Source organism: Companilactobacillus allii, from assembly GCF_001971585.1.
GTDB classification, from domain to species: Bacteria; Bacillota; Bacilli; order Lactobacillales; family Lactobacillaceae; genus Companilactobacillus; species Companilactobacillus allii.
The window spans coordinates 1,632,735-1,647,266 of the sequence record NZ_CP019323.1 but is presented as its reverse complement, the minus strand read 5'-3'; the positions used below and the strand labels follow the sequence as shown (position 1 = coordinate 1,647,266).

General features: G+C 35.8%; 15 protein-coding genes. All 15 read right to left on the bottom strand.

Features of this window, described 5'->3' with window-relative positions:
• Position 1 precedes the first annotated feature (1 nt).
• From BTM29_RS07985 to BTM29_RS07920, 15 genes are read right to left on the bottom strand one after another with little or no spacing between them, the layout of a single operon-like run.
• Positions 2 to 340 carry a hypothetical protein gene (locus BTM29_RS07985; protein WP_076615848.1) on the bottom strand — a complete coding sequence of 113 codons (339 nt, stop codon included), beginning with the start codon at positions 338 to 340 and terminating at the stop codon, positions 2 to 4.
• Complete coding sequence (locus BTM29_RS07980; RefSeq protein ID WP_076615846.1) at positions 337 to 1,260, bottom strand: phage tail protein; 924 nt, start codon at positions 1,258 to 1,260, stop codon at positions 337 to 339. The genes BTM29_RS07985 and BTM29_RS07980 overlap by 4 nt, the downstream gene beginning before the upstream one ends.
• Positions 1,253 to 2,581 carry a prophage endopeptidase tail family protein gene (locus BTM29_RS07975; RefSeq protein WP_076615843.1) on the bottom strand — a complete coding sequence of 443 codons (1,329 nt, stop codon included), beginning with the start codon at positions 2,579 to 2,581 and terminating at the stop codon, positions 1,253 to 1,255. Before BTM29_RS07975 ends, BTM29_RS07980 begins: the two co-directional genes overlap by 8 nt.
• Entirely contained in the window at positions 2,578 to 3,435 is an 858-nt protein-coding gene (locus tag BTM29_RS07970; protein WP_076615841.1) for a phage tail domain-containing protein, read from the bottom strand. Before BTM29_RS07970 ends, BTM29_RS07975 begins: the two co-directional genes overlap by 4 nt.
• Entirely contained in the window at positions 3,428 to 8,755 is a 5,328-nt protein-coding gene (locus BTM29_RS07965; protein WP_076615839.1) for a phage tail tape measure protein, read from the bottom strand. Before BTM29_RS07965 ends, BTM29_RS07970 begins: the two co-directional genes overlap by 8 nt.
• Positions 8,756 to 8,758: 3 nt before the next feature.
• A complete protein-coding gene (locus tag BTM29_RS12825) occupies positions 8,759 to 8,935 on the bottom strand; it encodes a hypothetical protein (protein WP_156314048.1) in 177 nt (58 codons plus the stop codon).
• A 47-nt stretch (positions 8,936 to 8,982) separates the two neighbouring features.
• Positions 8,983 to 9,396, bottom strand: coding sequence for a phage tail tube assembly chaperone (locus BTM29_RS07960; protein WP_076615837.1), 414 nt, complete (start codon positions 9,394 to 9,396; stop codon positions 8,983 to 8,985).
• Between the two features lie 17 nt (positions 9,397 to 9,413).
• A complete protein-coding gene (locus BTM29_RS07955) occupies positions 9,414 to 10,052 on the bottom strand; it encodes a major tail protein (protein WP_076615835.1) in 639 nt (212 codons plus the stop codon).
• A complete protein-coding gene (locus BTM29_RS07950) occupies positions 10,053 to 10,418 on the bottom strand; it encodes a DUF806 family protein (RefSeq protein ID WP_076615832.1) in 366 nt (121 codons plus the stop codon).
• 1 nt (position 10,419) lies between these two features.
• Positions 10,420 to 10,854, bottom strand: coding sequence for an HK97 gp10 family phage protein (locus BTM29_RS07945; RefSeq protein WP_076615829.1), 435 nt, complete (start codon positions 10,852 to 10,854; stop codon positions 10,420 to 10,422).
• The gene (locus BTM29_RS07940) at positions 10,841 to 11,194 is read right to left on the bottom strand and encodes a phage head completion protein (protein WP_076615827.1); all 354 of its coding nucleotides are present in this window, start codon (positions 11,192 to 11,194) and stop codon (positions 10,841 to 10,843) included. Before BTM29_RS07940 ends, BTM29_RS07945 begins: the two co-directional genes overlap by 14 nt.
• Entirely contained in the window at positions 11,169 to 11,525 is a 357-nt protein-coding gene (locus BTM29_RS07935; RefSeq protein ID WP_076615824.1) for a head-tail connector protein, read from the bottom strand. Before BTM29_RS07935 ends, BTM29_RS07940 begins: the two co-directional genes overlap by 26 nt.
• Before the next feature lie 2 nt (positions 11,526 to 11,527).
• Entirely contained in the window at positions 11,528 to 12,754 is a 1,227-nt protein-coding gene (locus BTM29_RS07930; RefSeq protein WP_057892382.1) for a phage major capsid protein, read from the bottom strand.
• On the bottom strand, positions 12,744 to 13,349 hold the full coding sequence (locus BTM29_RS07925) for an HK97 family phage prohead protease (RefSeq protein ID WP_076615822.1): 606 nt from the start codon (positions 13,347 to 13,349) through the stop codon (positions 12,744 to 12,746). Before BTM29_RS07925 ends, BTM29_RS07930 begins: the two co-directional genes overlap by 11 nt.
• Positions 13,312 to 14,517, bottom strand: a complete 1,206-nt coding sequence (locus tag BTM29_RS07920) for a phage portal protein (RefSeq protein ID WP_076615820.1) — start codon at positions 14,515 to 14,517, stop codon at positions 13,312 to 13,314. Before BTM29_RS07920 ends, BTM29_RS07925 begins: the two co-directional genes overlap by 38 nt.
• Positions 14,518 to 14,532 lie beyond the last annotated feature (15 nt).

Below are 14,532 nucleotides of genomic sequence, written 5' to 3'. Positions count from 1 at the left end.
ATCACGCCCTTTCTTTTAATACAGACATTTCACCGTCTGTAATTTCGTAATAATTATTTGTTGTAATAATTTCTACAATTCCATTTTTTTCATCCATAAATGTTGCCCGTAGGTATCCTTTTGGGATATTTGCGGGTTTATTTAATGTATTTTCATCAAAATAAAAAGGACCCGAAGCATTAATTAACTTCATGTCCTTAACGTATGTCGCATATATATTATTTTGATTCATTAATTCTTTAATATGATTGTCTAAGTCAACCACGGCTAAATAATGTGTTTGCGGGTAATAATATTTACCAGTTATTGGATCAGGAATCCTACGTATATCTTCCATCATACCTCGCCTACTTTCTGTGTAATAAATGGACTTGCAATAATTCCATTTGAGATTGAAACAGCTCCATTGTATCTAGCGTTAACTAAAGAACTTTGAATTGATAACTCATAATCCGATAGTGTTTGGGACGTATTATTTAATGTAACCTCATAAGTATTTGTGTAACTTAGCGGATTATATTTAATACTTACTACCGTCACCCAAGTTGTGAAGCTTTCTGGTTCTATATCACAATAAACCATGTCTCCAATACTAAAAGTATCTTTACCTGAATAAGTCATTGTGATATCAACAGTTGGCTCTGTCTTCATTTGAGACAGTGCATATTTTCTCATTTCTTCGGGATCTTCAATGTCATTATTAGTTATTGCTGGACCGGGTCTTTCGCCCCATTCTTGTATTGATTTTTCATCTCGAATTATAAAAGGCTGGAAGTAATCGGTAGAATGATCATCTTCTGAATTATCATCATCTGACTTCTTAACTTCCGTTGGTTCAACATCTGTATCACCAGTAAATATAAAATTATCAGAACAGACCCACTCATTTGTAGCCACACGATACCATGTCTTACCATTAGCTCCATCAGTAATCTCACCGTTTATTTTCCATTGAGTACCATTAGCAAGCTTTCTACCAACTTCATGTTGTGGCGTCCAAGGTGAATCGTAAATAATTGACTCTGTTGGAGTTACATCAGATGGACTAACATCTGTTTTACCTGAAAAATCTAATTGATCCTGCATTACCCATTGATTGGTTCCGACTTGATACCATGACTTACCTTGAGCACCATCTGAAACTGAGGCATTAATAAACCACTGTGTTCCGGGAGCAAGTGTCCGGCCAGTCTTGTTTTGAGGTGTAAACGGTGAATCATAGACATAAACAATTGAGGTATCTTCTGTAGAATCACTCATCTGAACTATCACCGTCCTTATTAGAATCAGTATCACTACTCTTATCAGCTTCAGGCGCCTTAACAGTGCCTTGACCACTTACTGGTGTAATAGTGTGATCTTCTGGTTTCACGCTTCCGTCTTTATCGAAATTAATATATTGTGAGTCGACCCATTGATTAGCAGCAACCTCATAATAGGTTGTATCATTAACAACTTTTTTATAGTCAATAGCCCATGTTGACCCATTGTTCAAGTGATTAACTATTGAATTAGACTTCAATGGATCACTCAGCACAGGTGCACCACCACTCACCATAGTATTAACAGTACCAACAGCATTACCAACTGGTAGAATTTTGCCACCAGAAGTATCTTCCTTTAGTGAGTCTGTGGAAGTCTTAATTGTTCCTTGTCCAGTCACTTCAGTAATAATGTGATTTTCTGGCTGAACATCGCCATTCTTATCAAATACGATGTACTTTTCGTTAACCCAACCATTCGTGCACACTCTATACCATGTTTCACCATTAGCTACTACCTTGCTGTCCATTACCCATTTAGTACCATTAGGCAGGTTCTGAACTGTGTGAATAGGCTTATTAGGATCGTCCACAACAGGAGCACCATTAGTTTCCATTGTGTTAATAGTTCCAATAGCTGTACCGATTGGTGAGGTAACAGGCGCATTAGCTTTGCCGTAAACCCTAGCAATATTTTGAATTTCTGTGGTATCAATGTTGGCCGTAAAAGTTGGTGTGTTGTTAATATATCTGAACGACTTATTAACCTTATGTTGCCAATCATTCATAGGAATTAAAGTAATATTTTTGTTATCAGCTACAACAACTAAATTAAATTTTTCAATACAATCATTTACACATTCAAGTCCTGATTTTTCACCATAATCTGTAAACGTTAATTTATCAGTTGTACCAGAAACTTTCCAAGTAAACCCATGATTACCGAGTTCGTTTTGATCAAAAACGAAGCTCATCAAATCGTTGGCTGAAAGTTTTTTAGTACCTTTGATCTTATCGTATTGATAAACATACTGGCAATCAAACCAGACATGTGTGGCTGAAACAGTTCGTTTGAAGTCATACCCCTCATCGTCCTTTTCAGCCTGTTTAATACGATATCTTTGACCATCAAATACAATATAATTTTCATTTTGCAACAATTGATAACCTATAGAATTATCATTAATCGCTGTGAAATCTATTTGATTGGTCTTATTCATTTCTTCTGAATTGCTCAATGATTCTCTATCAATGCAAGTAAGTGTTTCATCATACTTGCCTTCTCTATCTTGAACTCTATACTTTTTAAAATTGATCATAGATATATAAAAGGAAAATCGAACGTGACAGTACCACTAAAGCCCGTCAAGCTGAAATTATTCCATCCTTTCTTTAAATTGATGTGACCGTGATTGGTTTCTATTTCACAAGAATCATCATTAAGTAGTGGGTGAACACCTTTTAAAACTAGAGAATCGCTTGAAGAAACGCTTGAGTTCATTGAGAAAGTATTATTAGTAGTTGTGTTAGTTAAACTAGGACTACCATAACCTTTAAAAATAATATTTAGTTCATGGTTCTGTTCATAAGGTTGAATATCGAAATCGGACGGATTAAATATTTTAAAGGTTCCTTGTGAATGAGTGAAGTTTAAATCAGTTGTTGGGAGGTTCAAATTATTAGAAACTAAATCTTCTTTGCTTGGATCAATTGGAAAATCTGTTGATCTAACTACTGAATACATATAAGCACTAGGAATATCAAATTCAACTGAAAATGTTTTATCGTAAAATCCTACATCAGTATAAGAAAATGGCTTAGGTATTCCATAGAAGCAACGACCAATGTCATAACTTTGACGAACTCTCACTAAACCCCGATTGAAGAATTTATTATAAAATTCATGGAATCGGCTTTCTAAATCAGTCCCATCATCAACTCTTAGCAAAAAGTCAGCCTTTGCCGTGCGTGAGGTGTACAATACAGGACCAGTTTGGACTTGTCCATCTACACCTGCATTGGTCTTTAAGTTTGAGACCGTCTGAGGTGAACTAACTGTAAGCCTTGTGAATATCAATCCACGATAATTGCTTATTTCAAACTCATTCTGTCCATCAGATTTTATTAATAATGAGTTTTGTCTATAATGTCCATCTGATAATCTTTTAGGCAAGTGCAGTACCTCCTTTAACTTGGAACTTAGTCATCTTACGATTAGATAAACCAATTTTATCTAACATGCTGGATATATCATTTAATGATGTACCACCGTTTGAAACGTCAGAAGCCATTGAACCATCAGCAATTTTGCTCAATAATTTAACCATGACTTGTGTCATCATCAATTGTTGTTGTTGATTGCTTTCAACTCTGGCCGTATCAACCGATGCAGTCACATTAGAATCATCAGGACCACCAATTGTGTTCTTAGCTTGTTGTAAGATTTGAACAGCTCTCATTTTATTGTTCAAAGGAATCATAACTTCGGGACCAGCTTCTCCACCAATAATACTTGTTGGCTTATTAATAAAACCACCATCATACATTAGTCTTGGACCAGAAGGTCCACTAGCTGAACCACGCCATTCACCATACTTACCGTTATATCCCATACCCATATCAGAACGCCATGTAGCATCGTTGAATAACGCAATTAACTGATCCAAAGGATTGTGGATATTAGTATGTCCTGGCATAGCGTAGTTTAAGAATGTAGGTAGGATGTATTGAAGGATACCAGTTGATGGTGTACCAGCTTTCGCATTTCTGTCCCAATTATTAGTAACATTGGGATCACCACCTGATTCATTAGCGATGATACGTTCAATCATATCAACGTTAAAATCAGTTATCTTCTGGTGCATGTAAGCAGCAGCAGCTTTAATCATTGGACCATAAGACTTGGCTGGTCTAGCACCGCCAGCTCCACTAAAGTCCATATCGGCCAATGTCTTTTTAAATGGTTCAGCAATAGCTTTTAGAAAACCATTTGAAATAGCATTTCCGAAACGATTAATAAACTCATTTCCACTAAAGTTAGCCTTCTCAAAGTAAGGCTTCTTTAAAAATGGAACTGGGTCTTTTTTTAATTCGTCTAAATGCTCAAAGACATAATCAGTCATATCTTCGGAAGCTTTATTTGTATCTCCCTTACCATTTGCATGGTGTGGTAGATTGGCAACCATTCCCATAAACTGCTCTGATAAATGATGTGGAAGGATTGCCGTGTCAGTGCCCAAATAGCGAACTTCTTCGCCTTTTAAACCAACTGGATAAATTCCATTAGCTTTGTCATAAGCAAGCTCATATCCTTGCTCACCGACAACAGCTAAATTACCACCAGGAGTACCAGCGGTACCAACAGCATATTTTGCTAGGTTTAATGACTTACCACCAAAATCAGTAATTACTGAATTAACTCCACCAATACCTTTGTTAACCTCTGAAATAACCTTGCTTAATGATTTACTTGCAAGACCAGGTAACGAATTAAAAGCAGTCTTAAACGAACTTGTAACAGATTTTAACCATGAACTCCATTTTTTTAAATAGTCGCTAGAAAAACTAGTTTCTTTCTTAGAAATGGCATTCATTTTAGAGCTGTAATCACTTACAACTTTGGCTAATCCGTCCTTTTCCTCGGAACCTGTATTAGCCCACACATCTTTCCAAGACTTATCAAAGTTAGTCTTGAATGATTTTAGGGCGTCCACAATGTTATCCGTATCAGTCTTGAAGTCTTTATCAAAGGTAACATTAGAGGTTGCCTTATTAGCTTCAGTTATTTGAGACTTTAAAAGCTTACCAATATTGTTACTATTTAAAGTCTTAGTAAGATTTACAATATCATCGTTTAATTTTGAGAAAGGATCAGACTTTCCATAGGATTTAGTGAATTTGTTAAGCTCTTGAAAAGCTTTTTGAACGTCTCTAATTGGTTTAGCAAATTTAGTCCACGTCTTAGTATTGTCCTTAATACTTTTAGACATCTTATCAAACTGATTGTAAAGTCTATCTTTCTTTAATTGTTTGTATAAATCATTTAAATAATTAGAAAGTTTAGATTTCTTTAACGTGGCTTCTAAGTTCTTTAAATCTTTATTAAAACTTTCAAATGGATCTTTCTTCATAGACTTAGAAAATGAATTTAAAGTTTTAAAGGACTTACTTACTTTTTCGATAGGCTTATCAAATTTATTCCATTCACTAGTATCCTTTTTAATACTTTTAGTCATACTATCTAGTGTGGATGAAAGTTTATTTTTCTTTAAATCTTTATTCATATCACTAAGATATTTCGAGATTTTTGAATTTTTAAGAGTCTTTTCTAATTTTGGTAAATCTTTATTTAAAGAAGCAAAGGGATCTTTTTTTGACATAGACTTACTAAATGAAGTTAAGGTCTTAAAAGCATTTCCAATATCTCTGATAGGCTTAGCTAAGCTACTCCATTTTTTAGTTGAGCCTTGAATACTAGAATCAATTTTAGAAAGTTCTTTGGCTGGACTATTGTTCTTTAAAAACTTCTTTAAACCTGAAAGTGCTTTTTCGTAATCTTTAATAGCTGGCACCATAGCTTTAACGTTCTTAATATCTGTTTTAGATACATGTGTCGTAGCTACATCTTCGATTGCTTTAGAAGTGGATGTATTCTTAGAAGATTTAGATTTTTCTTTTTTATAATCTTCAATTTTTTTATTCCACTTATCAAAAACAGCCTTTTCTTCAGCATAATTCTTAGCGGCATCTGCATCGGCCTTTTTCTGATCAAATTTATTTTCAAAAAGATTACCAAAATCAGCCTTTTTATTTGTATTAGCTAAATTCTCCTTAGCGTTTTCACGTTGCTCTTTCATATATGCTAAGGAGTTTTTGCTATTAAAAGATCCATTTTTGAATAGATTTTCAATACTAGGAGCTGCACTTTTACCAATTTGATCACCAAGTTCAGTACCAATCATTGCACCAACTGGGCCACCTAAAACGGCACCGATTCCTAAGCCAAGTGATGTACCAATAGCACCACCAGCATTTTTGGTTCGTTCCTCTGGATTCTTAGCCTTGATAGCACCAACAATATCAAATCCGACTTGAACAGCACCCATACCTAGTGATAGTTTCCCCATCATAGATTTACCAAGTGTAGTTAATCCATTACCAGTGGCAGTATCTTCTAGTTTTGATTCAACACCTTTGGTAACATTATCTCCGATACTCTCGCCGGCTTCACTGGCAGCTTGTTGAATTTCATTGCTTTTAAGTTTTCCCTTTAAAATATCTAAGGATTTAACAACATCACCAAGTTTAACTGTAAAGTTAGCCATCTTATCAACGGCCCACATCGTTACAAGAAGACCACCAATAGTTTTTAGAGCCTGTTCATGCTTAGCAATGCCACTTACAAATTCGTTTAAAACTTTTAGTGGGTCTTCGGCTTTTTTACCATTGGTATGAACTAAATTAAATGCCTTACCGATGCCCTTAATAATCCCATAAAACGTATCCCAAGCACCAACGGCTATATCTTTAACAATTATTCCTAGCGAACCTGTAATACCCTTTAAATCATTGGAATGTTTGCCTAAGTAAGTAAAGAAATCAGCTACTTTATCAGTTAGATTTCCAACCCATTTACCAACACCTTTTACAGCATTTCCAAACTCTTTAGTACCTGCTGCTTTAGCTAACTTATCACCAATTTCTGTAATGGCTGGCAATGCAGCACTCGAAATTGTCATGGTAATAGCATTAACGGATTGCTTTAATCTATCTAATGCAACTTTACCTGTTTCACTATTCTTTTTAGATAGCTTTCCAACGTAATCATTCTTTGCGGAATCAGCAACCTTTTGGTTCAATTCACCTAACTGTTTAGCATTTTCAGCCAAGATTAAACCGGCTTGTTGACCTGTTGTACCAAATAAATCATGGAAAATATCAGTTTGCTTGTTTTTGCCCATGCCTTGCATCTTGTCACGCAATAAACTGAATATGTCAGTCATGGACTTCATATTACCTTTGTTATCGGTAAAATCCTTGGTACTTAATCCTAATTCTTGAAGTGCAGAAGCACCTGTCTTGGTTGGTGAAACAAGTGAGTTAATCACCTTACGTAATCCAGTACCGGCTTTATCCGCCTCGAGACCGTTGTTACTTAAAATTCCCATTGCACTAGAAGTTTCAGATAAACTAAATCCAGCTTGATGAGCAGTAGAACCAACATATGACATACCTACACCCAAGTCACTAAATCCTGTGGCTGTCATATCGGCTGCATATGCTAAATCATTAACAGCGATTTTAGTATTCTTAACCATTCCTGCTGTGGAATTAGTACGCATACCGAATGCTTCAAGCGTTTGAGATGAGACTTTAACAACGTCTTTAAAATCATCACCAGAAGCAACAGAAGCTTGTAATTCAGACTTCATAGCACCCAATGCTTGTTTAGTGTCATATCCACGCTTGATTAAGTCTTCGTAGCCATCTGCAATTTCTTGTTGTGACTTACCATACTTTAAAGCATACTTTTGACCGTCTTCCTGCATTCTGGATACGTTCTTAGTAGCTTCCACTACCTTTTCGCCACCAGTTTCAGCTAAGTTAGTAATCTGTTTGTAACTATTTTCAAGTTCAACAGATTTTTTAGCACCACTAACAAACATAGCCGTAACCGCTGCACCCGCTATACCTGCCGTCATAGCCATATTCTTCATATGACTAATGCTATTCTTTATACTGCCATTCATTTTGCCAATAGCGGTTTTAGAAGTAGCAGCCGCTTGCCTAATACCAGTGAAATGTGTACCCATTCCACCAAGTTCACTGCCTAACTCACGATAGCGAGTACGGCTTTTAGCAATTTCAGTACCAAGTTCATTAACACGTTTAGTCTGTGTAGCGTATTCCTTAGATGTTTCACCAGATTCTTTTTTAACACGTTCTAGCTCGCTTGATTCCTTTGAGTATAAAGAATTAAGCTCTTGGATACGTGTTTTCAGTGCCGTTCTTTCGGTCGCTGATGCCTTAATCTCTTTGCCTTCAGCTTTATAACGTTCAACAAGTGATTGAGAAACGTTCTTAGCATTTTCCATTGCTTGCTTTTGTTCTTTAATACCAGTCGTATACAAGTCCAAAGTAGATTTGGCACGTTCTTGTTGCATAACCATGTTATTTAATTGACGTGTAGCTGTATTAACTTGATTAGTATATTGACTAAATTTTTGACTACCTTCTGTAGTAGTTCTATCGAGGTTGCTCATTTCAGACTTTAATCGATTAAGATAATTAGTCTGTCCTTCAATAGCTCGCCCTAGTCCTTCGGTCTTTGCTTGATATGCTGATTGATAATCACCATTAGCTCGTTGGACTTGCTCATTAATCTTCCACTCAGACGTTAATGCTTTGACTTGATTTCTTAGAGACTGGAGAGAGCCTTCGGCTTGAATCGAATCAATATGGATACCTGTATTTAGTTCCATATCTCTTGCCATTTATTAACCTCCTTTCTCTAAAATTGAAGAAACACCACCCGTTTTAATGAAGTCAGTCAAACTCATTGGACCAACAGAATTATTAGGGTTATTAGATTCACGTTTATCATCCAAAATTTCTGCAAGTACAAAAAATGGCTGGGATTCAACTGTTTCTAGGTCCCAACCTGTTTCTTGCATAATTTGTTTTTCATAATTTAAAAAATCTTGATAAACAGTAAATGGATCTACTTGTTCCTCTTGCGTGGTTTTTTTGGGTCAATATCCTCATCATCCGAAGTGACACCGTGAGCAATTCGACCCGCCAAAGCACCTGTTTCCGATGTAGTCATGTCGTCAAGCATTGATACTTGTTTAGGATTTAGTTTCAAAATTTCCTTAATAAAATCAACTGGAACATTTTGTAAATCTAATGCAGCTTTAGAAGCAGTATCAAAACTATTCATGATTTGTTCAGCAACTTCACGTTCCCCCAAATCTTTAGTTTCAATGTTGTCTGTTTCATCAGCTACAGCCATCATGTTTTTGTTCTTATTACTTAAATTTGTGTAATACGCATAAGAAAGTCTCAAATTTTTGTTACTTTTCTTGACCGTAAAGCGACGGCCGAACGCATTGATGTATACGAATTCTTTAGACATTGATTAATCTTTCCCTTCTATCCTTGTTGAGCAGATGATGTGCCTGAAGTACTTGGAGCAGGAGTGGCACCATTTGTTGTTAGTGGCATACCAAAAATTTTTGTTTCCCACTTGCTAGCATCGTAATTTTTTTCGTCTTCCAAAACTTCAAAGTATGCAAAACCATCGGAATCACGATCAGTAGCACTAAATGTAAGTTGCTCTTGATCATATACAGTTGTATTTGTGTTTGTTTTTGGAGCAACAGTAGTAAGGTGGAATGTTCCTTTAACTAAAGCTAAATGAGCGCCCATGCTTTCATCTGTTGCGTCATGTGAAATCATTTCAAAAACACAATATGGTGATTCTGTTTTCTTACCAATACCCGAAATACCACCATCGAAAGTTGTCATTCCCAAAATCTTTTGTCTGATCTCTTGTGGAATTGCATTGGCAATAAATGCTACTGAAATAGCACCATGTCCCTTAGAACCTGCTTTCCATTCTTGATCAGACCCATAAATGGGTGTGATAGTTGGTGATAAATTTGAAATTGTTGCACTAACTACTGAACCCTTTTCTTTAGGTTCAATTGTAAAAATATTGTCCTTGTCAATTGTTTCAGTATTATCGGTATAGATACCGATACGTGCTGATTCAAAACCTGATAATGCCATTTAAATGACCTCCGTTTTTTCGTATTTCATGGTTCTAGTCAAAAAGCCCGTATCTGGATCAACGTCCGGATACGAGTCGTATTGATAGAACCAATTTTTTTCTAATTCTTGATTAATTATTGATTCTGTAATATCTGGGCTAGTATCTCCACGATAGAAAATCTGTATTTCTATCCTGCTTTCTTTAGTGGTAGAAACATCACTAGCTCGACCTGAGTAGATGCTGTTAATCTCAGATATAAGAATCGTTGTTTCGTCAACTTCTGTGTAATCTTGGGGAATATTTTGGGTAAAAAAATAGGACGGGTTAATTTTCAACTCATCCGCTCGTTTTAGCAAAATATCCTTAACTTGCTTTGCAATCATGTTAGTCTCCTAACATCTCTTTATATTTTTTTACTTCTGCTGCTAATATCAAAGTCTTAGTTTCATTGATCGTTCGTTCTTGAAAATGCAATCCCGTAACATATTTAGTGGTGTGCTCTCTGGCACCCTTACCACCATGAGCCATATAACCATCATTTAAAAATCTAGCTAAATAGCCATAATGACCAGCTGTATTTTTAAAGCCCACATAAGTTGCACCATCACCAGCCTTATATTTAAGTCCGATATCATCTACCAACTTTATATTTGACCTGCGTGAATGTGGACCTTTATGTAGACTATTGTTCAAGTTATTTCTAAGACTTTCCTTATAAACTTCGGCACCAGCTTTAGTCATTAGTTTCTTTTGATTAGGAGTGAGAGAGAGTTTTGACAATTCGCTATCAAGCTTTTCTAAACCATCAAGAAATTCCAATCTTATCTACCTTTTTTAAAGTTATTAAGTCAAATGAACGTGGTGAATCATCAAAGTCCGGGGAACTACCAACTAATTGATACAACTGGTCCTTAAAACGTACGTATTTAACGTCTTTTAATCCATCAGATTGATGTCTAATGATAAGAACTAAATCAAATGAATTTGGTGAACCCAATAATGTTATTTGCTGTGTCATAGACATCGTATAAATACCACACCAAAGACTTCTTATTTCTTCAAAGTCAGGTCTATTAGTTCCTTGTGGAGTTTCTACAAATCCAGCTTTACCTAAACTAACCCGATATTTCAATCTACTGGGATTGATATTCTGAACCATTAGCCTCACGTCTTTCCTTTTCTTTTAAATACTTGCCTCGCAATTGAGCAATAATTGAACCGTTGTTCATATCAACATTGTTTACACGTCCAGTAATTCCCGATGACCTAAATGTGTAATATGAACTAGCTAAGGCGATAACAGCAATTTCATAAGAGCTTTTAACATTTGCAAGATCATAAAATCCCTTCATCAAATCATCATCATTACCAACAGCGCCTTTAATATAATTTTCAGCAGCAGTCAAATTACGATTCAAAATCGTGTCGTCTTCTGTATCATCGGCATCAATCCTTAAACTAAGCTTCAAATCACCTAATAAACTAGCCATGACTACTTACCAGCAGTTACGGTTGATGTATCAGCAGCAGTAGCAGTCTTAGTATCCACAGTTAGGAAATAGCCAGCATTTTCATCTGCTTTAACGATGTCGTAACGAGTACCAACTTGTAGATATTGACCATAAATACGATCATCAACCCAACGAGCTGTAATTTGAGCACGATCAGCATAGAAAATAGCACGGTTTAAATCACCGATAAATGCATGTGCATCGCCCTTAGCACCGAATGAACTATCGTCAATCTTAAATACAGGGATACCTAAAATAGATGTGCCAGAAGCAGATTTAACATCAGTTTGTAGCAAGTAACGACCATTACCATCTTTTAATGTGTCTAACCATTGATAGAATGAACCAGTGGCAACAATTGAACGATTGTAGGCTTGGTCCAAATCAATATTATTAATATGTTTCAAGTCATCGAGTGTCTTAATTGTTAGCGGTGCAAATGATTCAAAAATTGCTGCAATATCTGCATTTGTTGTATTAACCTTTTGTTCGTTAGCATCATTTACTAAGAATGGAATCAAATCTACGGCTGAATCATCAATTGATTCTTGTGATACTGGTTCAGCTCCACGTCTTGTTTCAACAGCAAACTTAACATCTGTAAAGTTTGGTTTAGCAAGTTCAGGGTTTTCTTCCAATTCAGCAACTGTGTTTAACTTAGCAGTAGCCTTTTTACGAATTGGATATGAACCTGTGGCAGTAGCAACAGACTTGTGATTTACAAATTTTCCTAAATCAACAACTGTTTTAACTTCATCTTGAGGAATGTATGAAATTGCAGTTGGAATAGTTGGTTTAACATCGGCTGACTTAATACCATCTAGTGCGTCACGTGTAAGTTCACTTGGAATAATTAGATCCTTGTCTTTACCTTCTGTGAATTGAAGTTTGTCTGAACGAACTGTACCGCCTGAATGTAGATAATTATTTACAGCTGAACGCATTTCTTTCAATGGGTCCTTATCTTCAGTTACCTTAGAACGCTTAGCACCTTGTTCCGGAAACTTCTTAGAGCGGTCCTCCTTATCCTCATCGTCATCCTTTAGTTCGTTAGACAAGTTCTCTAAGTCTTGTGTTTGTTTAAAGCTTCTAACTAAATCCTTAAGAATATTGACCTTTTTATCCTTATCTTCTTGTTTATTATCGTTTGAACGAATAAATTCTTTAGCTTCGTCAATTTCTTTACGAAGTTCTTCTTTAGTTTTCATATAAATCTATCTCCATTTCTAATAGTTCTAACTCGTTAATGTTGTTAGACGTTTCTTTATTATTTTTCTTGCTCTCAAACTCTGATAGAGAGCGCTTTGATACTGATGTTTCTTTATATGCAGGCATAGGTGTTATTGATAGTTCAAATAGGTCGCCAATCTGTGTGATATGCCTTGTAGCGGTATCTTCATCTAAGTCAGACCAATCATCACCATCTATAGTGAAACCAAAGCTACAGCCTTTTAAATTACCATTTCTAACATTTTCAGCAACATCATTGCCAAGCGTGGTGTTAGGAATTTGAGCATTAAAAAACAGCCCTCTGTCATCTACTGAAAGTGACAAAGTGCTGCTATCCGCTCTTGCTAAAATGTTATCCATATTGTGATTATAAAGTAGTTGTACGTTGCTCATATCCACATTGTCTAATGCTGAACGATCAACGTACTCAATGAATCCGCCTAAGTTTTCACTTGGTTGGTCAAAAACAATTGCATACCCTGACAACGTATTGAAATTATCATCTTCTGAGCGTTTCTCAACTTTAAAATTGCTGTCATTGATTGCTCTTTGTTCCATTGTTTTCTTTGTCATCTGTATTATCACCTCCTTTCAGTTTAGATACTCCCGATTGAAACGGAACATCACCAGAAACGATGTCCTCTTTAGTCAACAGATCAGAGTTACTACGAATTAAAATCTTTTGAGCGGTCTTATAACCAATAACCCTATCGGTAACAAGCCCTCTAACACGTTTTTCAACTTGTTGCCCGTCAATATCAGAAATGGCATTAACATCGTAGTCAATCTCACCATTTAATTTCTGCTTGAATTCTGAAACAACTCCACGAATATAACGACCAATTGTTTGAGCGTATTGGATAGCTACCATTTCAATATTTGAATGTTCTGATTCACTTCCTAAATAATCCTGGGGAACTCCATAGACCTTAGCTATCTGTTCACTGGTCCAATCTGTGGAAGAGAGTAGCTTAGAAATATCACGGTTAACTTCTAATGATTGATAATCCTCCAAGTCGTCAAGGACAACAATATGTCCATTTTCCGCCTGTTGTTCGAAAGCTCTACGAACACTGTCTTTTGTTTCGCCTTCAAGCAATCCGCCTTTGTTGATTTTTAAAAGGCCAGTTATGTTAAGACCATTTTTCATAGCACCTAGCGCTAAACCCTTATTAGCATCTTGAAGTTGCATTTCTTTAGATAGAGCACGTAATGGTGAAATACCAATCAAACCACCATCTAGCGAAACACTTTTTAAATGAATAATTTGACTAGCAGGAACTGAATTCAAGTCTTGCTCTTCTGTATCAGGAAAATTAATGTTATAGGTTAGTTGAGTCCCATCTGCCGATTTATAAATGTCAACTTGTGATGGTTTCAAATATTCTAAGTGATCACTTCTACCTGATTTATCGCCCCAGATTAATGCATAGGCGTTACCAGATAACAACATTTGAGCGTACATTGATCGCCAAAAAGAGAAACTATTAGTTAATTGACTGGGATTAGTTAAAATCTTATTTGTGTATTGATTATTAGTTTTAAAATGTACACTAGCCATGTCTTCTGCCAATTTATTTACAACTGCGAATACATCGGAATTTTTTAAAGCATCCCTAGCAGATACAAAATCAGAATTAAAAACAATCTTGTTATCTTTAATTGAATAACCTAATCCTGTATATCCACTGCCCAATGCTGTATAAGGTTCCTTAGACGGTCTTAATGATCTAAATATCATTTATTCACCTCCTTT